Origin of the sequence: Halorussus amylolyticus (assembly GCF_004143485.2) — an archaeon.
In the GTDB taxonomy this organism is placed as follows: Archaea; Halobacteriota; Halobacteria; order Halobacteriales; family Haladaptataceae; genus Halorussus; species Halorussus amylolyticus.
In genome coordinates, this window is the sequence record NZ_ML974136.1 from 1 (window position 1) to 21,762 (window position 21,762).

Genomic DNA, 21,762 nt, shown 5'->3' on the forward strand with positions numbered 1-21,762 from the left:
GGCGGGGGGGGGGGGGGGGGGGGGGGGGGGGGGGCGCCCCGCCCCCCCCCCCGGCCGTTCCGGGCGTGCGACTGACAGGGCTTCAAATCCAGTCCGACAGGCCTCTCCGACCGCAGTTTGTTCGCGCCGCTACGCAGCGCTCACAGTATTGCGGTCGGAGAAACGCCGGGACAGGGATTTGAACCCTGAACCCCGTAAGGGGACACGCTTTCCAGGCGTGCGCTTTGCCATTCGGCCATCCCGGCCCGCGCGAAGATAGTCGCGTCCGGCGTTTAAGTCCTTCCCTTCGACTCGAACAGCACGGAATCACCGACGTACGACAGGCCGGTCGCACCGACGGCGACCCCGACGGCGACCCCGGCCTTGACTCCGAGGTCGTACCGGTAGCCCGTCCAGAGTTCGTACCCCTGCAGGAGGACCAGAAACGCGAGGACGCCGATGACGCCCCACAGAACGCTGGCCTTCACTCGCGGTCGCACGTCACTCGCTGGAGGCGATGGCCTCGATTTCGACGCCGATGCCCTTCGGGAGGTTGCCGACCTCGAACGCGCTTCGGGCGGGCGGATTGTCCTGGAAGTACTCCTTGTAGGCGTCGTTCATCTCGTCGAAGTCGTCGATGTCGCCCATGAACACGGTGACCTTCAGCACGTCCTGCATCGTCAGGCCCTCCTCTTCGAGGATTGCCTTGATGTTTTCGAGGCTCTGGCGGGTCTGGACCGCGATGGGTTCGTCGTCGAGCAGGTCGCCGTCCGGGGTCAGCGGAATCTGACCCGCGGTGAAGACGAGGTCGCCGTTCGTCGTGCCCTGACTGTACGCCCCGACCGCGGAAGGGGCGTCCTGCGTGCTGATAATTCGCTTCATACCACGTTGCTTCGCGCCCTGTCACTTAAACCTACGCGAGTACCGCCGTCGCTCTCGCGCTACGCCAGCACGTCCACGTCGAACCCCTCCTCGCGGAGCGCCGCCAGCAACGACTCGACGTGGTCGAGGCCGCGAGTCTCGATGTCCAACTCCACTTCGGCGGCGTTCATCGCGATGTCCTTCGAGGTGCGGTCGTGCTGGATGGCGTAGATGTTCGCGCGCTGGTCGGAGAGGACCGTGAGCAGGTCGTCGAGCGCGCCGGGTCGGTCCTTGAGGACGGTCCGAATCTTGACGTACCGCCCGGTCTCGACCAGTCCCCGCATCACGACCGTCGTGAGGGTGTTCATGTCGATGTTGCCGCCCGACAGCACCGGGACGATGACTTCGCCCTCGTCGTACTCGATGGCTCCCGACAGCAGGGCGGCGAGCGACACCCCGGCCGCGCCCTCCACGAGCGTCTTCGCGCGTTCGAGCAGGTGCGTGACCGCAATCGCAATCTCGGAGTCCGAGACCGTGACCACCTCGTCCACGCGCTCCTCGATGACTTCGAACGTCTGCTCGCCGACGCTCCGGGTCGCGATGCCGTCCGCGATGGTGTCCACCCGGTCGAGGGTGTGAACCGAGCCTTTCTGCAGCGAGGTGGCGACGCTGGAGGCTCCTTCGGCCTGCACGCCGACGATTCGTGCGTCGGGCTTCTGCTCCTTGATTGCGGTCGCGACGCCCGAAATCAGGCCGCCGCCGCCGATGGGGACGATGACGGTGTCGAGTTCGGGCAGGTCTTCGAGGATTTCGAGGCCGATGGTGCCCTGACCGGCCATCACCATCTCGTCGTCGAAGGCGTGGACGTAGGTTCGGCCCTCCTCGGCCTCGATTTCGTGGGCCTTCCTCGACGCCTCGTCGTAGTCCTCGCCGTGGAGGACCACGGTCGCGCCGTAGCTACGGGTCGCCTGCACCTTCGAGATGGGGGCGTTCTCGGGCATCACGATTTTCGAATCGACGCCGCTTCGGGTAGCCGCCAGCGCGACTCCTTGGGCGTGGTTGCCCGCGCTGGCGGTCACGACTCCGGCGGCGCGTTCGTCTTCAGAGAGCGTCTCGATGCGGTTGGTCGCGCCCCGAATCTTGAACGACCCGGTGCGCTGGAACGTTTCGAGTTTGAGGTGGACCTCCGCGCCCGTCATGTCCGAGAAGGTGTGAGAGTAGTCGAGCGGCGTGCGCCGCGAGGTCTCGGACACCCGGACTCGGGCGTCGAGAACGTCCGCGAGTTCGAGCATACGAGACCTACGTCCTCACGCGTCTTTAACACTTTATAACAGTTCGGAGCGACCGATAGCCCTGCCGCTCTCAGTTGTGAGTACCAAAGGGGGGAATGTGGAACGTAGGCGCGAAGCGTGTGACGCGCAATTGGAGTATGTCACGCATGGGACTTAAATCCTCGGTGGGCGGAGCGAAAGTGAAATCGCACGACTGCGGCGGGAAAGGCCTCGCGTCAGACGGGCGGCACACACCGTGTCTGACGCTACCGTGATACGTCACCTCTCGGGTCGCACGTCCGAACGGTCACCCCGCGCTCCCGGACGACTCGCCGAACTCGCTCGGCGAACGACCCCGTTCCCGGCCACTCCGCGTCGGCACCGAGCGAGTCGGGGTCGCCGACGTACACCTCGACCTCGTCCGCGTTTTCGGCCCGGACTTTCGCGTCCTCGCGCGGCACCGAAACCCGGACGTACAGTCCCGAATCCACGCCCTCGTAGGCGTCGAGCGCCGCCACGTCGGGCGTGCGAAGGATGCGTCCCGAGACCGACCCGCCGGGCGCGAGCGTCGGGTACTCGCCTTCGATGCGGTGGAGACCGTCGAGAATCGCGTCGTCGCCGAACTCGAACTCCGAGACGATTCGGGCGACCTGTGCGGGGTCGGTCAGCGTGCCGTAGACGAACGCGTCCATCGAGCGTCTTCTGCTCGCTCAGTCACTTCGTTCCTTCGCTCGTGAGTCTCCTCTCGGCTTCCGTCGCTCGGAAACGAGCAATCCCGTCGGATTTCCGTACACTCAAACCGCTTTGGCCCCTCGAACGAACCGAATGGCCGACGGACTCCGCGCTCGCCTGTTCGCCATCTGGCGGCGCGTCCTCTCGCTTTCGTGGCCCGTGATGGCCGAGCAGGTCCTCCGGACGATGATGCGGACCACCGACATCATCGTGACCGGCCTGTTCTCGCCCGCCGCGGTCGCGGCCATCGGTCTCGCGGACCTCTACGCTCGGCTTCCGCTCCGAATCGGTCTCGGTCTCGGCGGCGGCGCAATCGCGCTGTCGAGTCAGGATACGGGGAGCGACGCCACCGCCAACCGCGACGAGGCTATCACGCAGGCCATCGTCATCGGCGCGCTCTCGGGGATTCCGTTCATTCTGTTCGGCTTCTTCCTCGGCGAGACCGCGATTTCGATTCTCGGTGCGCCCGCCGAAGTCGCTCGAATGGGCGGCACCTACCTCGCGGTCATCTTCGCCACCGCGCCCGCGCGCCATGTCGCGCTCGTGGGCGCGCGGTCGTTGCAAGGGACGGGCGACACCCGAACGCCGATGTACATCAACGTCGTCTCGAACCTGCTCAACATCGGCGGGACGGTCGCGCTCGGTCTCGGAGTCGGTCCGTTTCCGCGCCTCCACATCGTCGGCGTCGGCATCGCCACCGCGTTCGGGAATCTGTTTACCGCGGTCGCGCTCCTCGCGGCCATCTACGGCGGATGGACGAAGGCGTCGTTCGCCCGCCCGAAGGACACTATCATCGCGCGCCAACTCCTCACCGTGAGCGCGCCCCGAATCGCCGAGGGTCTGGCCGCCACGATAGCGGAGTTTCCCTTCAACTCCATCCTCCTCGCGTTCGGCACCGACGTGAACGCCGCCTACCAAATCGGACGCCGGATGTACCAACAGGTCACGGGGCCGCTCTCGCGCGGGTACAGCGTGGCCTCCAGCGTGGTCGTCGGGCAGGCGCTCGGGTCGGGCGACCCTGACCGCGCCCGGTTCGAAGGCTGGGCGACCGGCGCGCTCGCGGTCATCACGGTCGGCGGGGTCGGCCTCGCCCTCTTTTTCGGTGCGGACTGGTTCGTCGGCTTCTTCACCGACGACTCGGCGACCCTCGACTACGCCGCCGACTTCGCGCGAGTGTACGGTCTCTCCGCGCCGTTCCTCGCGCTGTTCGTCGTCCTCTCGGGCGCGCTTCAGGGCGGGAGCGACACCCGAACCCCGTTCGTCGCCCGGACCACGGGGATGTTCGGCTTTCTCGTCGGCTTCTCGTGGCTCGTCGGGGTCCACCTCGGCTACGGCGTGCCGGGCGTCTACGCCGGCATCTTCTGCTACTACGTCTGGGCGCTGTTGGTGGTCGGCGCCGGATTCCGGTGGGGCGGATGGGCGGACCGGGCCGCGAAGATGATGGAAGAGCGCGGGAGCGTCGAGGAGGCGTAAAACCACTCACTGATTCCGGTCTCTCTGGAGTACCGGGGTCGCTTTCCCTTCACATGAATCGCGTCAGGATTCGGATGGCGTACCAACTCGCTCGTGCGAGATTGAGAACGACTTCCGAAGCCTTCGTGAGCCATGTGGGTACTCGCTTTGGAACTCTCTTCTTCATTCGGACCGCCGAGGTCATCAGTTGGTGTAGTGGGACAACCCCGGCAGTAAGTAGTCAATATCGACTACAGATAAAATTTCGCAAATTCAGACCGGTTCTGACCGTCTCGACTCCCGACAGAACCAAGGATTTATCAGAGTAGGCGATATAGTCGCATCTGTAGTTGGTGTAGTGGGGCACTGGCTCCCCAAAAGCCAGCGGAACTCTCTTCCGAAGTGACGAATATTACCCACGAGACTACCAGTGGCCGGTCTATCGAAACTGCTGGGAAGAACTGAGGCTGGAAAATCGTCGCGATTCTACCGCTCGCCAATCGGCACGAACTCCTGATTCTTCGGACCGATGTACTTCGCACGGGGCCGAATCAGCCGATTGTCGTCGTACTGCTCCAAGACGTGGCCGACCCATCCGCCGGACCGACTCATCGCGAAGATGGGGGTGTAGAGGTCGATGGGGATGCCCATCTGGTAGTACGTCGAGGCCGAGTAGAAGTCCACGTTGGGCGCGAGGCCCTTCTCCGACTTGACGTACTCCTCGATGGCGACCGACATCTCGTACCACTTCGTGTCGCCCGCGGCCTCGCCGAGTTCCTCGCTCTTCGCCCCGAGAATCTTCGCACGGGGGTCCTTGACGTTGTAGACTCGGTGGCCGAATCCGGCGACTCGACGGCCCTCGTCGAGGGCGGTCTCGACCCACTCGGTCGGCTCCATGTCGCTGTCGTCTATCTCCTTGAGCATCCGCATCACGTTGGCGTTCGCGCCGCCGTGGAGCGACCCGGCGAGCGTGCCGACGGCGCTCGTGACCGCGCTGTAGATGTCCGAGAGCGTCGAGGACGTGACCATCGAGGAGAACGTCGATGCGTTCAGGCCGTGGTCGGCGTGGAGCACCAGCGCCATGTCGAACGTCTCGGCCAGCACGTCGTCGGGTTCCTCGTCGTTGAGCATATAGAGGAAGTTCTCGGCGTGGGTGAGGTCCTCGCGGGGTTCGACCGGGTCGTTGCCGTTCCGGATGCGCTTGAACGCCGCCACCGCCGTCGGCATCTTCGCGGTGATGCGTCGTCCCTTCCGGAGATTTGCCTCGCGGTCGGTGGGGTCTGCGTCGGCGTCGGGGTCGCTGGCCGACAGCATCGAGGTGGCGGTTCGGACCGCCGCCATCGGCTCCTCGTCGGCCTCCGCGAGTCGGCGCACGGTCGCGAGCGTCGCGTCGTCGAGGTCGCGCTCGCTCGACATCGCGTCGGCGAACGTCGCGAGTTCGTCCTCGTCGGGGAGATTGCCGTGCCAGAGCAGGTACAGCACCTCCTCGTAACTCGCGTCTCTGGCGAGGTCCTCGATGTCGTACCCTCGATAGACCAGTCGCCCTTCGTCGCCGTCGATGTAGCTCAGACCCGACTCAGCGACGACGACGCCCTCTAACCCTTTCTTGACCTCGTCTGACATACTCTAATCCTTCTCGGTATGTCGGGAAAAGGATTATCTTTCGTTTCTATTTTCTAACGTCCCGCTCGCCGCCGCGAACGTTTTTATCGAATCGCGTACAACGTCAGGACATGGACCCGACGGGGGGCGACGTCGAGTACGAACCGGTCAGCGTCAAGGCGGTGTTGGCCGAGATGAAAGACACCGCGGAACTGCTCATCGACCTCTCGTTCTCGGCGGTCCTCCACGGGAGCGACGACGTGGCCCGCGAGGTGCTCGACCTCGAAGCCCGGATGGACGTGCTTCAGCTTCAGGCCCGGATGAGCCTCCTGATGGCGGCCCGAAGCCCCGAGGACGCCGAACAGCTCGCTCCCGTCCTCGGCGTGGTGGGCGCGGCCGAGAAGATTAGCGACGCCGCTGGCGACATCGCGAAGGTGATTCTGGAGGACATCGGCCTCCCCGACGCCATGCGGGCGGCGCTCCCCGAAGCGGTCGAGACGCTTGTCCGTGCGGAACTCGCGGCCGACTCCCCGCTCGCGGGCCGGACGCTGGCCGACCTGAATCTGGAGACCGACACCGGTGTCCGGGTCATCGCTATCCGCCGCGGGAGCGACTGGATTACGAACCCCGACCGCGACACGCGCCTCGAAGCGGGCGACACGACGCTCCTGCGCGGCGTCGAGGAGGGCGTCGCCGACGTGTACGAGCGCGCGACCGGCCACGCCTACGAACCGCCCGACCCGGTCGAACCAGATATCGAGGACCTCGAACGCGCCGTTGACTCCATCGTGCTGATGAAGAACATGAGCGAACTCGGCGTCGATTTGGCGTACGGGAGCGTCCTCTTCGACAGCGAGGACGTGGCCGAGGAGGTGGTCGAACTCGAAGCCGAGGTGGACGCGCTCCAGTCGCGATTCGAGGCGTGGACGCTCCGGGCGGCGGCCCGGGTCGAGGACCCCGTCTCGCTCCGCGGACTGGTCCACCTCGCGAACGCCACCGAGGTCATCAGCGACGCCGCGGTCGAAATCAGCGAGGGCGTCCTCCGCGGTCTCGGCACTCACCCCGTGGTCGAACAGGCAGTCAGGGAGAGCGACGAGGTCATCGTCCGCCGAACCGTCGTGCCCGGAAGCGAGTTCGACGGCGTGACCCTCGGCGACCGGCAAGTCAAAACCGAGACCGGAATGCGAGTCATCGCGGTCCGGCGGCCGGAAGATGGTGAGCGGAGCGAGCGCGAGTCCCGCCGGACGGGGTCCGACGGCGAGTGGATTATCCAACCCGGCCCGACCACGGAACTCCGGGGCGGCGACGTGTTCCTCGCGAAGGGAACCCGGTCCGGGGCGAAGCGACTCGCCGAACTCACGGGTGGCGATTCGGACGGGTGGGACGACTCGGACGAATGACTTCCCGACCGGAGACTCGACTCTCGGGAACTCAGTCGAGTTCCTGGGCGAGTCGGTACGCCGAAAACAGGGTCAGCACGGTCGTCGCCAGCGCACCGAGCGCGGTGGCGAGGACGAACGCCAGCCCCAGATAGTAGGGTATCGGTCGGTTCGCGCCCGGCAGGAACACGAAGAACGCCAGCACGCCCGCGGTAACGAGCAGGGCGAACGCGAAGCCGACGATTGCGTTCCGGCGGACGTTCAGCGCCGCGACGAAGTTCGCCCGCGGGCGCTCGGGGACGCTTTCGGACACGTCCGGAGGTTCGGAGCGGCGGATAAAAGGCGCGTCGGTTCGGCGCATCCGTGAGGTCGAGTGTCGGAAGTGTTGTTCGGTGTATCGCGCGAATGCTACCGAATTGGACAGGTGGCTAGCTACTCCTTGAGCCAATGAGGACCGCACCGCACCTCGGACCTCCCCAGCCTCCTGCGTTACTCACTCCGCTTCGCTCCGTTGCGTTACTCGTCCCTCGCGCGCGTTGCTCGCGCGCGCCGAATCGAAAAGTGTGAGACGGCAGACGCACGACGAGACGGCAGACGCACGTCGGCCTGTCAAACGGTCTTAGGCGTAGGCGTCCAAATCCTCGCCGAACGCGAGGAAGTAGCCCGTGCCAACCACGCCTACCACGGTCGCGAGTCCGAACGCGACCTCGGGCGCGAAGCCGTAAATCCACCCGCCGATGGCGGCGCTCGGGATGGTCACGGCGTTCCGGACGAGGTAGTACGACCCCACGACGCGGCCCCCGGCGTCCTTCTCGGCGGGACCGACGATGAGCGCCTTGTGGGCCGGAAGTCCAGCGAATCTGAGACCCGAGAACGCGAACAGCAGGCCGACCACGAGGGAGTTCGCGGGCGCGGCGATGAGCAGGACGGGGAAGACGGCGTACACAGCGAACCCGAGCGCGACCACGGGCTTGAGTCCGACGCGTCGGGCGAGCTTCGAGATGGGAATCATCACCAGCAGGGCGACCGCCATCTCGACCGCGAGCAGGACGCCGAACAGGGCTTCGGGACCGAGGTAGCCGACGACCGGTAGGGTGGCGTCCACCGCGAGGAAGTCGGTGACGACGATGACGAAGAAGACGTACACCATCCCGTTCGCGAATCGGACGAGCGTGTCGCCCACCAGCAGGGGCCGGAGGGGGTCGGGCATCCCCCGCAAGTCGGCGAGAATCTGGGCGACGCCCTCGAACGACTTGCCGAACGAGTCCTCGCTGGCGTCGTAGAGGACGTGCTGGACGACGGTCGCCAGCAGGCCGAACCCGGCCGCGACCGCCAGCACGTACCGGAACCCGAGTTCGAACTGGTAGGCCGCGATGAGACCCGCAGCGAGGAGCGGTCCGAGCAGGAACGCGGTCCGGCGGAACGTCTCGGTGCTGGCGAACCCGGTTGCGAGTTCGTCGGGCGGAACGCTCTGTTTCACGATGGCGAACGTCGCGCCGAGACCGAACGACTTCCACGCCTGGGCCAAGAACAGGCCGACGAAAATCCAGACCCACACCGGCAGTCCGGGAACGTCGAGGACGGGCGCGAGAACCCACAGCACGAAGCCGAGCGTCGAGGTCAGACCGAACGCGGTCAGCGCGGTTCGGGAGCCGACTCGGTCCGAAATCGCGCCGCCGGGATAGGGGTAGACCGCGCTGATGAGGTTCCCGACGCTCCCGTACAGACCGATAACGACGCTCGACGCACCGAGAAAGCTCAGATACTGGGGCATGTACCGCCCGGTCATCTGGAAGCCGAGGCTGAACGCGAACATCGCCACCGAGAGGACCAGCACGTCGCGTTCGAGCGCGAGAAACTGCCTGAACGCCGCCAGGGGGTCGGCTCGGTCTCGCCCGGTCGCCATGTGAGAGGGATTGGAGGGTACCGACAAAACTCTCGGGGATGCTCGCGTTTCACCTCGATTTCTACCCCGAGACCGAACCGCTAAAGGGGGTGTAGACGTCCATTATGCGCAATGAAGACGCTCGGAACGGCGAGTGCGGGTCCCGGCGAGTTCGACACGGGACGGTTGCAGGTGGGCGAGACCCGAGACGGGAGCGAGTTCGGTCTCCCGGTCGGGGTCCTGAACGGCGCGGACGACGGGCCGACGCTGTACGTCCAGGCGGTCAGCGACGGCGACGAACTCAACGGTCTCGGGGTCGTCCAGCGCGCGATTCCCCAGATTTCCCCGTCCGAACTCTCGGGGACGATTCTGGTGGTCGGCATCGTGAACTACCACGCGTTTCAGGTGGCCGAGCACCGCAACCCCATCGACGACACGAAGATGAATCGGACGTACCCCGGCGACGAGTCGGGCACGTCGAGCGAGCGCATCGCGGCCGCGACGTTCGAGGCGGCCTCGCGCGCCGACTACATCCTCGACCTCCATCAGGGCTCGACGAGCAAAATGCTGAACGAAGTCCGGGTCCGGTGTGGCCGCCGTCACCGACTCCACGACGAGTGTCTCGAACTCGCGAAGGTGTTCGACTGCGGTCACGTCCTCGACCAGAAGGGACCCGACGGCCAACTCGCCCGCGCGGGACCCGACGAGGGCATCCCGACCATCGACCCCGAACTCGGTGGCGCAATCGGCTGGGACGAGGAGAGCATCGAGTACGGCGTTCGGGGCGTGTTCAACGTCCTGCGCCACTACGGCTTCCTCGACGGCGAGGTAAATCCCGACTCGCAGACTCGCGCGACCGGCTTCGACCGCTACGGCTCGCCCGTGGGCGGACTCGCGGACTTCCGGAAAGACCTCGGCGACAGCGTCGAACCCGGCGACGTGTTGTTCGAAGTCACCGACCCGTTCGGCCAACTCAAGGCCGAAGTGACCGCCGACGACCCGGGTGTCTTCTGGCGGTCGCGCAGGCTCCCGCAGGTGGCGACCGGCGAGTACGTCTGCTCGGTCGGGACGGGCGTGGACGAGTACTGACCGATGCCCACCGACCTCACCTGCCCGGACTGCGGGGCGACCTACCGCGCCGCACCCGACGAACCGTGGCGGTGTGACTGCGGCCACCCGCTCGAATTCGCGACCCGGCCCCTGCCCGACCGTCCCGTCCCCGACTTCTCCGAACTCGACACCCGTCGGGGACTCTGGGCGTTCGAGGAGTTTCTGCCAATTAGCCCCGAAGTCACGCTCGGCGAGGGGTTCACGCCGCTTCAGGACGCCCCCGGGTGGGCGGACGGCGAAGGCGGCGTCCAGTTCAAATTGGAGTACGTCTTCCCCTCAGGGAGTTTCAAAGACCGGGGCGCGACCGCCACGCTCTCGCGGGCCGCCGAGTTGGGCGTCGGGAAAGTCGTTGAGGATTCGTCGGGCAACGCGGGCGCGGCCATCGCCCAGTATGCCGCCCGCGCCGGAATCGACGCCGACATCTACGTCCCGACGTCGGTCAAGAAGTCGAAACTCGCTGCCATCGAGCGCGTCGGCGCGAACCCCGTCCGAGTCGAAGGGACGCGCCAGGACGTGACCGACGCCTGCATCGAAGCCGTCGAGGCCGACGACCGGGACAGCTGGTACGCCAGCCACGCGTGGAACCCCGCCTTCTTCGCGGGCACCGCGACGTTCGCATTCGAGGTCGCGGCCCAGCGCGACTGGGCGGTCCCCGACGCCGTGGTTACTCCCTTGGGTCACGGCACCCTCTTTTTGGGTGCCTACCGGGGCTTTCGCGCGCTGAACGAGGCCGGGTGGACCGACCGGATGCCCCGCCTCCTCGGCGTGCAGGCCGCCGGGTACGCGCCGATTGCTGACGAACTGCACGGCGAGGGAGACGCCGGGCAAAACGACGTGGCCGACGGCATCCAGATTCTCGACCCCACTCGGAAGGACCAGATTCTGTCGGCCATCGACGCGACCGACGGCGACGCCATCGCGCTCGATGCCGACTCCGCGACGGAGGCGCTCGACCGCCTCCATCGCGGCGGTTTCTACGTCGAACCGACCTCCGCGGTCGCGCCCGCCGCGCTCGCGGAGTTCCGCGAGCGCGGCGTTCTCGACTCGGACGACGACGTGGTGGTTCCGCTCACAGGGAGTGGTCTCAAGTCGTGACGACCCGTTCAGCCGACTTCTGTCCGTACTGCGGAACCGAACTCGCACACCGGAAAATCGACGGACGTGACCGTCAGTACTGCGAGTCCTGCGAGCGCGTCGTCTGGCGCAACCCCGTACCGACCGCGGGGGTCGCAGTCGTCTCCGATGCGGGCGTCCTCCTGACTCGGCGCGCAATCGAACCCGGCGTCGGCGACTGGGCGGTCCCCGGCGGCCATCTCGAACTCGACGAGTCGCCCGCGGCGGCCGCGGTCCGGGAGCTCCGCGAGGAGACCGGCGTCCGCGTCGCTCCCGAGGATGTCACACTGCTCGATACGTTCGCTGCCGACGGCGCCGGCGGCAAGCGAATCGTCTCGGTCGGCTTCGCAGTTCGACGCGAGGACACGACCGGCGACCCGGAACCGCGGTCGGAGGTGTCCGAAGTCAGGTGGTTCACGCCCGAGTCGTTCGCCGAGACCGACGCCGCGTTTCTGCCGCCCCACCGCGAGCGATTCGAGCGTGCGTGGAAATGGTTCGGCCGGGAGTGACCCCGGGCGCGTCCCTCGCTCAGAGCCACCCCTCGTCGGCGCGTGCGACTAACTCCGAGTCGGCCGCGCGCCAGTCGTCCTCGGCGTCCGCGAAGATGCGAGTCGCGCGCTCTTTCGCGTCGGCGACCACGGCCTCGGGGTCGGCGTCCACGAACTCGCCGTCGCGGAGAATCGGCTCTCCGGCGACGAACACGTCCCGGACCTCTCTGCCCGTCGTGGAGTGGACCAGATTCGGAACCGCGGTGTGGAACGGTCGCGAGACGGTCGGCGCGACCCCGAGCGACTCCAAATCGACGGTCACGATGTCGGCTTTCGTCCCCTCTTCCAGCGTGCCGACCTCGTCGGCGATGCCGAGCGCCTTCGCGCCCTCGACGGTCGCCAGACGCAGGGCCTGCCACGCCGGAATCGCTGTCGGGTCGCCGAGTTCGACCTTCGAGAGGAGGCTCGCGGTTCGAACTTCGCGGAGCAGATTGTGGTGGCCCGGTCCCGGTGCTTGGTCGGTGCCGACGCCTGCGACCCCGCCCCGGTCGGTGAAGTCGGCGACCGGCGGCACCTCGCCGTCTATCATCCCGATGGAACTCGGGCAGGCGACCATCCGCGCTCCGACTTCCACGAGTCGGTCGCGCTCCTCGGAGGTCGTGCCGTGGCAGTGGACCGCCACGAGAAAGTCGTCGAGCGCGCCGAGTTCGTCGAGGACCGAGACCGTCGTCTCGTCGTCGCCGTATCGTTCCTCGATTTGGAGTCGCTCGCGCTCGCCCTGCGCGACGTGGACGTGGACGTCGCGCCCGTGTTCGCGCGCTCGCGAGCAGATTTCGGTGAGCAGGTCGGGCGACACCATGTCGAGCGCCTGCGGGCCGTACGCCGGATGAACGAGCGAGTCGTCGCCCCACTGCTCGAACAGGCTCTCGGCGCGGTCGAGCGCGGCCTCGCCCTGCTCACGGTCGAAGGGGTAGCGGTCGCGCGGTCCGAGGTCCGAACGGTCGTCGGGCACCTCGTTGATGGTCTCGATTGCGGCGACCCGAACCCCGAGTGGTCGGTACACCTCCTCGACTAGCCGACCGACCTCGCCCGCGTACTCACCCATCGTGGTGACGCCGCCACGGACCGCTTCGAGCACGCCGAGTCGCGCTCCCGCGATTTCGTCCTCGGGAGTCATGTGGTTCGCCAGCGGTCCGAGCGCGCGGTTCATCCACTCGATTTCGGGCACGTCCTGCGCGCCGCCCCGGAGGAGGGTGTGGCGGGTGTGAGCGTGGGCGTTCACGAGGCCGGGCAACGTGGCGGTTCCGGAGCCGTCGATGACGGTGTCGGCGCTCTCCTCGACTTCCGAGGCGGGGCCGACGTACGCGATTTCGTCGCCGGAGATACCGATTGCGCCGTCTTCGACGATGCCGAGCGCGTCGTCTCGGAAGGTAAGGAGTGTGGTGTTGCGAATGAGGGTGTCCATGCCGGACGCTCGTGGACGCGGTGCTTAGCTTTCGGGGTGGCGGAAAGCGCGGGAGACGGCAGTAATTGGAAACCCCGAACTCACTTCTCCGGATGAACCGGCGCGTCGAACCCGCCCCGAATCAGCGGCTTGGCGATGTGTCGGCGGGCCTCCGGCGGCACCTCGTACCACCCGATTTCGAGGTCGCGGGCGACCTCGCGCTCGACCTTCCCCGGCGCGGTCGTCTTGCAGTCTCGGCATCGGTAGCCCTGTCCGGCCCCGGCGCTCTTCATCGACCGGCCGCAGTCCGGGCAGTTGGGGGTGACGAACTCCGTCCGGTTCAGGTCGCGGACCGCGAACTTTTCGAGTTTCAGGGTTCCCTGCGCGACTTCACCGCAAGCGGTGATTCGGTCGCCGGGTCGGAGGCTTCGCACCCGGTCGCGGAATCGCTTGGTGGGTTCGAACGCGGCGCACGGAAGTTCGGCGTTCGAGTCCGAATCGCCGTCCTCGCTTTCGAGGTCGAAGAAGACGTGGCCCCCTCGTCGCGTCTCGGGTGCGGTCGCGACCGCGCCCGAGACGCGGTAGCTCTTGCCGTCTTCGACTTCCCGGAGGTCGCCGTCCCGGAGGTGGGCGTCGGTGCCCTGATTCGTCACGAACGTTGCCCGGCGCTCGACCGACTCGCTCTCGATGGCGTCGGCGACCTCCCGAACCGTCTCGGGGTCGTCGCCCCGGATGCCGTGGAGGATAGGTCCCGGCGTGTGGGGTACGCAGACCAGTTCGCCCGTCTCGCGGTCCACGGTGTCCCACGCGACCGGGTAGGCGTCGTTCGCGGCCGCGAAGACGGATTCGGCGTCCACCTCGCGCGGAGTCCCCCACCGGTCGCGCTCGCGGTAGGAGATGCACTCGTAAGTCCACTCGCCGTCCCGTCCGCCGAATCCCGCCCACGCGCCGATGGCGGCGAGCGCCCCGATTTTCCCGCGCCCGACCTTCCATCCGGCGTGGCGGTAGCCCGCGGATTCGATTCGCTCCTCGGCGTCCTCGACGGTGAGGTGCTCCCGGACGGCGTTTCGGGCGAAGTCGGCGACTTCCTCGGGCACGACCTCGGGGTCGCCCGGCGCGACGACGACCCCCGGATTCGTCCGGGGGTCGTCGGTCTCCGCGGTCTCGGCGACCGCCTCGCGCGCGATTTCGAACGCCGTCTCGGGGTCGGCATCGGTGTGAATCGCGAGCGCGGCGTTGCCCCGCGTCTTGTACTCGACCGCGGGATTGAGTCTCACGAGGAGCAGTCGCTCGACGCTCGGCGTCCGGTCGGCGACCGGACGCCGAGCGCGACCAGTCGTGTCGCGACTGCCCGAGTCCTGACTGCCCGAGTTGCGACTACTCGAGTTGTGACCCTCCGAGTCGCGGCCCGAATCGCCGAGCGTCTCGGCGATTCGGGCCGCGAGGTAGGTCGTACACATCCCTCGCTCGCGCGAATCGGTGTCGTCCACGCCGATGACTGTCACTGTCGGCGTTTGGCGCGTGTCGGACTAACGACTTTCGGACCCGGTGGCACTTCCCATATGAACGTATCGCCGTTCCAACAGCCAATCGCAAGCAGTAGCCGGTACCGTCTGCACAACGCATATATAGGGGAATCACTTACATGCGGATATGTCCCGGTCTGCACTGGTCGGGAACGTGACCGCGATGCTCGAGGATGCCGGATTCTCCGTGAGCGACCGGTGTGCGATTCGACCCAAGAGCTTCGACGTGGCGGCGCGCCGCGGTCGAGACCTGCTGTTACTGAAAGTCCTCGCGAACGTGGACGCGTTCGACGCCGCGACGGGTGTGGAGATGCGGCGTCTCGGCGCGTATCTCGACGCCACGCCGTTAGTCGTTGGACTCCGGACCCGCGACGAGGACCTCGAACCCGGCGTCGTCTACTTCCGACACGGGGTTCCGGTGTTCAGTCCCGACACCGCGATGGAACTGTTCGTGGAAGGCATGGCTCCGCTCGTCTACGCCGCGCCGGGCGGTCTCTACGTCAACATCGACGGCGACGTGCTCCGCGACGAGCGCGAGGAGCGCGGGTGGAGCCTCGGCCAACTCGCGTCGGAACTCGGCGTCTCGCGGCGCACCGTCTCGAAGTACGAGGACGGCATGAACGCGAGCGTCGAGGTCGCGCTCGAACTCGAAGAGATGTTCGAGGACGACCTCACCAGTCCGGTCGAGGTCCTCGACGGGGCCGAGGAGGTCCGGGAGGGCGAACCCACGCCCGAGGACCCCGAACCCGAGAGCGACGACGAGCGCATCGTGACGGTGCTGACCCGCGCTGGCTTCGAAGTCCACCCCACGCTCCGCGCGCCGTTCAAGACGGTCAGCGAGGACGAGGGCGACCACGAGAACGTCCTGACCGGCCACTCGGCGTTCACCAAGACCGCCGAGAAGCGCGCCCGAATCATGAGTTCCATCGGGGAAGTCACCCACACCCGGTCGGTCTACTTCGTGGACGAGGCCAAGCGCGAGAACGTGGACGGCACGGGCTTGGTCGAGCGCGACGAACTGGAGCGAATCGACGACCCCGACGAACTGCGGGATTTGATTCGCGAGCGCGCTGAGGGTCCGGCGTAATCCGTCTTTTCTACCGCTTCATCACCCGCCGCCGCGAGTGACGTGGCCGTACTTCAGCAGGCCGACGAACACGGCCCCGCCGACCGCATTTCCGACCGTCGCCAGCGAGAGGAACGTCGCGTAGTCGGCCAGCGACACCGTCGGCGAGACGAACACGCCGAACAGCACCTCGACGTTGCCCGCGATAGAGTGTGGGAGGTGGAGGATGCCGATAGACGCCGTGACGAGCCAGATGATGAGCAGTCGGCTCACCGTCTCCTGTGCCGCGGTGATGAGCCACGCCAGCAGGCCCATCAGCCACCCCGCGAGGATTCCGGCCGCGAACAGCCACATGGGTTCGTGGTCCACCAGTTTCTGCGCGATGGTCCCGAACGCTTCGGGGTCGGCGACTCCGAGGTTCGGGAACAGCGTGACCACGAAGAAGGTGAACGCCGCGCCGCCGACGATATTCCCGGCGAAGACGAGACTCCAGAGGCGGCCGAGTTCGCGAAGCGACGCCTGCCCGTCGAGCACCGGCATCACCGCGAGCGTCGTGTGCTCGGTGAACAGTTCCGACCGGCCGACGATGACGAAGATGAAGCCGACGGAGTAGACGCTCGCAAGCAGAATTTCCGTGCCGATGTCGCCGTAGCCGCCCTCCGAGAGCGTGAGCACCACCGCCATCAAGAGCGGTCCGAAGCCGATGTCGAGACCGGCCGAGAACCCCGAGAGCGCCAATCCAGACCACTCGCGGCGTATCTCGTGGAGACCGCTGTCTATCAGCGATTTCAGAACGTCGGGTGTCGGGGTCTGCTCGGCCCGACTCGCGTTCTGTCCTTCGGGTTCTGCTCCCTCGGTGTCGCCCACACTACTGCCTCCGTGGGTTCGTGTCGCACCGCGTGCTCGTCGTCGATTCGACAGCGCGGTCGTAGAACTGTCTCATACCGTATGATGTCGGCACGGTTACGTAGGTTTTGCTGTGCGGTAGGGCGTCGTTTTCTGCGGATGTGCTCGGCGACTACGCCGCCCCGTCGCCGTACGTCTTCTCCAGATACGCCACGATGTCGTCGCTCTCGGGCATGCCTTCGACGCCGTTGTCTTCGTCCACCAGCACCGGCACGCCGGCTTGGCCGCTGACGGCCTTGACCTCGTCGCGCGCTGCGCGCGACGAGGGGACCTTGTGGGATTCGTAGTCGAGGCCGAGTTCTTCGAGTTTGGTCACCACTTTCGCGCAGTACGGACAGCCGTCGAGTTCGTACAGTTCGAGGTTCGCCATGTCCATTCGTTGGGGTGTCGGACCTAAGAGCGTGCTGGTCGCGGTAGCGCGTGACGCGACCACCCGAGTTCGCGTTTCGGTGTCGTTCGTCGCGGGGTCGTTTCGGCGTCGTTCGTCGCGGGGTCGTTTCGGTGTCGGTCGTCGTTGACGATGATTCCGACGGCGAGAAGCTATTCACTTCTATTATTCTGTTGAAAGCGTTACCATCGCCGATTAGGACCTCGGCGGCGAGAAGCTAGCTACTCCCGTCACCTAGAAGACCGCACCTCGTTCCTCCCCAGCCTCCTCGTTTGCTCCCTTCGGTCGCTCACTCGTCCCTCGCACGAGAATCGCGGCCACAGGCCGCGATTCCGCGCGCCGAGGATGAACGTCAGACCGTCCGAAATCCGCTTCTCCGGTCACTTCGTTCTCCGCCGGTCGTTCCACTCCCTTGCTCTCCCGACCATCGCCGAAATCCCGCCTCGAATCCGGCGGCGGTGATACACCGTCTCGCCGAGTCCCCACGCGAGAGCCACGACGACCCCGCCAATCGCGCCGAGGAACTCCCACCCGGTCATCCACACCGGGCGAATCCACGGGGTGACGTGCGCCCACGTCCGGGCGAACGAGGTCGCCTGTTCTTCGAGCATCGTCCCCTCGAACGTCTCGACGACCCAGAACGAGACGCCCTCGCCGTCTTGGACCGACAGACTGCTTCCGGTCAGGTCGTAGTCGCCGGTCTCGCCTATGTCGCTCGCGGTCGGGCCGCCGGGTTCGTCGCCGAGGTGCATCCGCTCGACGTCGTAGGGTGCCCACGGCGCGCGGAACTCCCAGACGACTTCGCCCTCGGGCGTGGTCTCGAACACGCGTTGGTTCATCGTGTCCACGACGAGCGTGTTGCCGTTCGGGAGGCGGTCGGCGTCTCGGGGCCAACTCAGGCCCTCGGTGCCGAGGTTCCACGTCCGGTTCCACTCGCCGTCTCGGTTTTCGTACTCCACGATGCGGTCGTTCTCGCTGTCGGCCACGAGAATCGTGGGGTCGCCGTCCTCGCTTTCGAGGTACATCGGATTGTGCTGTTCGTAGAGGGTGTCGTGGTCGCCGTCCTCGCCGAGTTTCATGTCGATTTCGTCGGTCGAGCGATTCACCACGATGACTTGGTCGAAGTTCCGGGGCGACACCAGATACTCGCCGTCGCTGATTTTGTCGATGTCGTTGACGTGAGTCCAGTCGTTCGATGGGCCGCCCACGTCCTCGGGGTAGTGGTCGTCGAAGCGCCACTCCCACTCGATTTCGCCGGTCGTCATGTTGTGGACGAAGATGCGGTCCTCCTTGCCGTCCTCGCGCATGTTGGCGACCAGCAGTTCGTCGCCGTTGATGAGGTCCACGTCGTGGGTGTCGTGGATGTCGAGCCGTTCGGTCCAGACCCGCTCTTGGGTCTCGGGGTCGAGTTCGTACACCAACGTCTCGCCCTGGGCGGTCGCGGTCACGAGCAGGTGGCCGTTGTCGAGGGGGTCCACGTCGTAGAACCACGTCGCGTCGAAGCCCGAGCCGTTGTGGACCCACTCGATTTCCCCCTGCGGTCCCACGGCGACGAGGCGCGCGGGCTTGTTCTCGTTCGCCATGCCCTGAAAGTGGAAGCCCTGAATCGAGATAATCGTCGTGCCGTTCGCGGGTTCGTCCACCGACGCGCGGAGATTTCCGGGGTTCTCGTCGGTGAGGAGGTACGTCGCGCCGGAGATGACGGCGGGCGCGAGGAGCGCGAGTGCGAGGAGCGCGACTCCGCCGCGAATCAGCCACCGCCGCGAGAGAGAGGGCGCGGAGACGTTCATGTTATCCGTCACGACGCCGCCGGGGTTAAAGCTACGTCAGACGGGGAGGCGGTCGGCGAACGATTCGGCCTCCTCGCCCTCGACGCCGTATCCGGTCACGCGCCGCCCGTTTCGGGTGAACGACGCGTACTCGGGCGACATCACGCCGATGACCTTCTCGACGGGGATGGAGACGTAGTCGTACTCGTCGGTCGCCACCTGATTGAACCCGACCACCCAGTCCCAGTCCTCGATGACGAACGCGGCGTCGACCTGAGTCGCCTCCTCGTCGGCGTAGTATATCTTCGCAATCGGGTCCGAATCGGTCGGGTAGCTCTCGTGTTCGTCCATTGTCGAACATATCAACGACGGGTGACGTAATAGCTGTTTCCGTAGCGAGAGAGCGTCTCGCAGGGACTCAGACGCTCCCCGCGAGGACGCCGCCCGTCCGGACGAAGAAGTAGAGCACGAACGCGGCGGCGAGCACCCAGTGACCGAGCCGGGTGTCGTCGAGTTCGCCCGCGGCGGCCTTCACGATGGGGTACGAGACGATGCCCGCCGCGATGCCGTACGCGATGGAGAACGTGAACGGCATCACGAAGATGGTGAGCGCGGCCGGGATGGCGTAGGTGAGGTCGTCCCACGCGATTTCGGCGACGTTCGCGAGCATGATGATGCCCACGACCACGAGGACGAGGTGGGAGGCGTAGGTCGGAACCGCGACCGCGAGCGGGACGACAGCGAGCGATGCGAGAAAGAGAAGCGCGACCACGAGCGCGGTCATGCCGGTCCGACCGCCCTCCTCGACGCCCGTCGCGGACTCGATGTACGTCGTCACGGTCGAGGTGCCGAGCATGCCGCCGACGGTGGTGCCGACCGCGTCGGCCATCAGGGGCTTCTCTATCTCGGGGAGGTTGCCGTCCTCGTCGAGGAAGCCCGCGGCCTGCGAGACGCCCGTGAGCGTCCCCGCGGTGTCGAAGAAGTCCACGAAGAAGAACGTGAACACGACGAGCGCGAACGAGAACGCCTCGATGTTCTGCAGTCCGGAGACGAACGCGCCAGCCAGCGGCGCGATGTTGTAGCTCGCGGCGTCGTAGGTGATGGGCGCGTTGGGCGCGAGCGCAACGTCGAGGAGATTGACACCCATCTCTTCGAGCGCCGGGGAGTCGGCGGGATACCCCGCGTAGCCGAGCGCGGACGCGGCGTAGCCCATGATGGACGTGATGATGATGCCCGCGACGATGGACCCGCGGACGCCCCGAGCGTAGAGCGCGAGCGTCACGAACAGTCCGACAACCGAGACGATTGCGACCGGGTCCGAAGCGAACACGGGGCTGAAGGTGACGAACGTCGCGCCGTCGCCAGCGACGACCCGCATCTCTTCCAAGCCGATGATTGCGAGAAAGAGACCGATACCAGCGCCGACCGCGAGCTTCACCGGTTCGGGAAAGAGCCTGATGATGTACTTGCGCGCGCCGACCGCGGTCAGCGCGATGAAGACGATTCCCTCGACGACGACCGCCGCGAGCGCGACCTGCCAGTCGATGCCGAGACCGAGGACCACGGTGAACGCGAAGAAGGCGTTGAGTCCGAGGCCCGGCGCTTGCGCGAACGGTCGCTTCGCGTACAGCGCCATCACGAGGGTCGCGGTCGCGGCCGCGATGATGGTCACGACCGCGAGCATCTGGAAGGTTCGGTTCGGGCCGATGCCCTCGGGCTGAATCGCGGCCGAGAGGATGGTCGGGTTCACCACGACGATGTAGCTCATCGTCAGGAACGTGGTTATCCCCGCCAGAATCTCGGTCCGCATGTCGGTGCCGTGCTCCTCGAAATCGAAGTACTCCGCGAGCGCGCCTGACCCGCTCGCCGAGCCGTCAGCGGTAGCGTCCTTGGCTCCCATGATTCACGAGTGAGCGTATTCGCGAAACGATACTTAAGGGTTCCCATAGAAAACACGCAAATATGCACAATCTTGCTATAAAAGCGCCGAAAAAGTGGGTCTCGAACGACAGTTAAACGCACAGACGTGGGTAGGTCCGTGTTGACCTGCGTCACTCCTCGAACGTCGTGAGCGCGCCGACCGGGGCGTCGGTTCGCCCCTTCGCGCGCTCCAGACCCTCCTCGCCCGCGGCGATGAGCGTGAACACGCCGCCGACACGCGCACCGGCGCGCTCGGCGATGTCCAACAGGAGTTCTTGAGTCTCGCCCGACCGAATCAGGTCGTCCACGACCAGTACGGTCTCGCCCGAACCGATGGCCGAGGCCGGTAGGTAGTACGTGAGTTCGATGCCGGAGGCGAGTCGCTGGCGCGACTCGATGAACTCCTCGACCGCGGTCTCCTTCGACTTCTTGGCGTACGCGATTCGGGCGTCGAAGTACTCGGCCATCGCCGCGCCGAGGGTGATGCCGTCTGTCGCCGCGGTCAACACCACGTCGGGGCGGTCGAAACCGAACGTCTCGGCCGCCACGGGCGCGACGAGGTCGAGAAACGACTGGTCGAACACGACCGCCGAGTTGTCGACGTACCCCTCACCGTCCACCTGAATCCGGGCTTCGAGTTCGGCGGCGAGTTCGTCGCGGCCCACGCCGCCGACGATTTCCTCGGCCCGGTCGACGCTCGGCAGGACGTGACCGTTGACGTAGCGGTTCAAATCGCCCGCGGGAAGCCCGGTGACCTCGGCGAGTTCGTCGTAGGTTCGGGTCTCTTTCAGCATTCGGAGGACGGCGACCGCCTGTAGTTGGAGAGTCGCCTTCTCGGCGCGGTTCATATCCGCGCACAATCATTCCACGA

The 21,762-nt window shown here is 66.3% G+C and carries 21 protein-coding genes and 1 tRNA gene; 6 read left to right on the forward strand and 16 right to left on the reverse strand.

Annotated features, from left to right (window positions below; all coding sequences use genetic code 11):
- Window positions 1-163: 163 nt before the first annotated feature.
- From EKH81_RS13250 to EKH81_RS13270, 5 genes are all read right to left on the reverse strand, one after another.
- A tRNA-Ser gene (locus EKH81_RS13250) sits at window positions 164-245 on the reverse strand.
- 27 nt (window positions 246-272) lie between these two features.
- Window positions 273-467, reverse strand: a complete 195-nt coding sequence (locus tag EKH81_RS13255) for a DUF7981 family protein (RefSeq protein ID WP_238392186.1) — start codon at window positions 465-467, stop codon at window positions 273-275.
- 13 nt (window positions 468-480) lie between these two features.
- Window positions 481-861: a Rid family detoxifying hydrolase gene (locus EKH81_RS13260; RefSeq protein ID WP_132058923.1), complete on the reverse strand. Its 381-nt coding sequence runs from the start codon at window positions 859-861 to the stop codon at window positions 481-483.
- Between the two features lie 59 nt (window positions 862-920).
- Window positions 921-2,132: a threonine ammonia-lyase gene (ilvA, locus tag EKH81_RS13265; RefSeq protein ID WP_132058924.1), complete on the reverse strand. Its 1,212-nt coding sequence runs from the start codon at window positions 2,130-2,132 to the stop codon at window positions 921-923.
- A 245-nt stretch (window positions 2,133-2,377) separates the two neighbouring features.
- A complete protein-coding gene (locus tag EKH81_RS13270) occupies window positions 2,378-2,803 on the reverse strand; it encodes a gamma-glutamylcyclotransferase family protein (RefSeq protein ID WP_132058925.1) in 426 nt (141 codons plus the stop codon).
- A gap of 202 nt (window positions 2,804-3,005) precedes the next feature.
- On the opposite strand from EKH81_RS13270, the gene EKH81_RS13275 reads away from it, so the two are divergent.
- Window positions 3,006-4,316, forward strand: coding sequence for an MATE family efflux transporter (locus EKH81_RS13275; RefSeq protein ID WP_132059179.1), 1,311 nt, complete (start codon window positions 3,006-3,008; stop codon window positions 4,314-4,316).
- Between the two features lie 465 nt (window positions 4,317-4,781).
- Here the strand turns inward: EKH81_RS13275 and citZ are convergent, their stop codons facing one another.
- Window positions 4,782-5,918: a citrate synthase gene (citZ, locus tag EKH81_RS13280; RefSeq protein ID WP_132058926.1), complete on the reverse strand. Its 1,137-nt coding sequence runs from the start codon at window positions 5,916-5,918 to the stop codon at window positions 4,782-4,784.
- Window positions 5,919-6,028: 110 nt separating this feature from the next.
- Here citZ and EKH81_RS13285 point away from each other — a divergent pair, with 110 nt between their 5' ends.
- Window positions 6,029-7,297 carry a potassium channel family protein gene (locus tag EKH81_RS13285; RefSeq protein ID WP_132058927.1) on the forward strand — a complete coding sequence of 423 codons (1,269 nt, stop codon included), beginning with the start codon at window positions 6,029-6,031 and terminating at the stop codon, window positions 7,295-7,297.
- Between the two features lie 31 nt (window positions 7,298-7,328).
- On the opposite strand, the gene EKH81_RS13290 is transcribed toward EKH81_RS13285, so the two are convergent.
- Window positions 7,329-7,589 (reverse strand): DUF7536 family protein, encoded by a 261-nt coding sequence (locus tag EKH81_RS13290; protein ID WP_132058928.1) that lies wholly within the window; start codon window positions 7,587-7,589, stop codon window positions 7,329-7,331.
- A 306-nt stretch (window positions 7,590-7,895) separates the two neighbouring features.
- On the reverse strand, window positions 7,896-9,182 hold the full coding sequence (locus tag EKH81_RS13295; protein WP_132058929.1) for an MFS transporter: 1,287 nt from the start codon (window positions 9,180-9,182) through the stop codon (window positions 7,896-7,898).
- 111 nt (window positions 9,183-9,293) lie between these two features.
- Here EKH81_RS13295 and EKH81_RS13300 point away from each other — a divergent pair, with 111 nt between their 5' ends.
- The 3 genes from EKH81_RS13300 to EKH81_RS13310 are packed head-to-tail and all read left to right on the forward strand — an operon-like array spanning window position 9,294 to window position 11,893.
- On the forward strand, window positions 9,294-10,250 hold the full coding sequence (locus EKH81_RS13300; RefSeq protein ID WP_132058930.1) for a succinylglutamate desuccinylase/aspartoacylase family protein: 957 nt from the start codon (window positions 9,294-9,296) through the stop codon (window positions 10,248-10,250).
- 3 nt (window positions 10,251-10,253) lie between these two features.
- Complete coding sequence (locus tag EKH81_RS13305; RefSeq protein WP_132058931.1) at window positions 10,254-11,366, forward strand: pyridoxal-phosphate dependent enzyme; 1,113 nt, start codon at window positions 10,254-10,256, stop codon at window positions 11,364-11,366.
- Window positions 11,363-11,893, forward strand: coding sequence for an NUDIX domain-containing protein (locus tag EKH81_RS13310; RefSeq protein WP_132058932.1), 531 nt, complete (start codon window positions 11,363-11,365; stop codon window positions 11,891-11,893). The genes EKH81_RS13305 and EKH81_RS13310 overlap by 4 nt, the downstream gene beginning before the upstream one ends.
- A 19-nt stretch (window positions 11,894-11,912) precedes the next feature.
- Here the strand turns inward: EKH81_RS13310 and EKH81_RS13315 are convergent, their stop codons facing one another.
- Window positions 11,913-13,337: an amidohydrolase family protein gene (locus tag EKH81_RS13315; protein ID WP_132058933.1), complete on the reverse strand. Its 1,425-nt coding sequence runs from the start codon at window positions 13,335-13,337 to the stop codon at window positions 11,913-11,915.
- An 80-nt stretch (window positions 13,338-13,417) separates the two neighbouring features.
- Entirely contained in the window at window positions 13,418-14,821 is a 1,404-nt protein-coding gene (locus EKH81_RS13320) for a TiaS agmantine-binding domain-containing protein (RefSeq protein WP_238392187.1), read from the reverse strand.
- 148 nt (window positions 14,822-14,969) lie between these two features.
- Between EKH81_RS13320 and EKH81_RS13325 the strand changes: the two genes are divergently transcribed.
- A complete protein-coding gene (locus EKH81_RS13325) occupies window positions 14,970-15,929 on the forward strand; it encodes a transcriptional regulator (RefSeq protein ID WP_132058934.1) in 960 nt (319 codons plus the stop codon).
- 21 nt (window positions 15,930-15,950) lie between these two features.
- Here EKH81_RS13325 and EKH81_RS13330 read toward each other — a convergent pair whose 3' ends face one another.
- The 6 genes from EKH81_RS13330 to EKH81_RS13355 all read right to left on the reverse strand — a co-directional run bounded on the left by EKH81_RS13330 (window position 15,951) and on the right by EKH81_RS13355 (window position 21,739).
- On the reverse strand, window positions 15,951-16,700 hold the full coding sequence (locus tag EKH81_RS13330; protein WP_394352043.1) for a formate/nitrite transporter family protein: 750 nt from the start codon (window positions 16,698-16,700) through the stop codon (window positions 15,951-15,953).
- Window positions 16,701-16,926: 226 nt separating this feature from the next.
- On the reverse strand, window positions 16,927-17,184 hold the full coding sequence (locus tag EKH81_RS13335) for a glutathione S-transferase N-terminal domain-containing protein (RefSeq protein WP_132058935.1): 258 nt from the start codon (window positions 17,182-17,184) through the stop codon (window positions 16,927-16,929).
- A 398-nt stretch (window positions 17,185-17,582) separates the two neighbouring features.
- Window positions 17,583-18,992, reverse strand: a complete 1,410-nt coding sequence (locus EKH81_RS13340) for an arylsulfotransferase family protein (RefSeq protein WP_132058936.1) — start codon at window positions 18,990-18,992, stop codon at window positions 17,583-17,585.
- Window positions 18,993-19,028: 36 nt separating this feature from the next.
- A complete protein-coding gene (locus EKH81_RS13345; RefSeq protein ID WP_132058937.1) occupies window positions 19,029-19,322 on the reverse strand; it encodes a hypothetical protein in 294 nt (97 codons plus the stop codon).
- Between the two features lie 67 nt (window positions 19,323-19,389).
- Complete coding sequence (locus EKH81_RS13350) at window positions 19,390-20,871, reverse strand: NCS2 family permease (RefSeq protein ID WP_132058938.1); 1,482 nt, start codon at window positions 20,869-20,871, stop codon at window positions 19,390-19,392.
- Window positions 20,872-21,022: 151 nt separating this feature from the next.
- A complete protein-coding gene (locus tag EKH81_RS13355) occupies window positions 21,023-21,739 on the reverse strand; it encodes a phosphoribosyltransferase family protein (protein ID WP_132058939.1) in 717 nt (238 codons plus the stop codon).
- Between the last annotated feature and the right edge of the window lie 23 nt (window positions 21,740-21,762).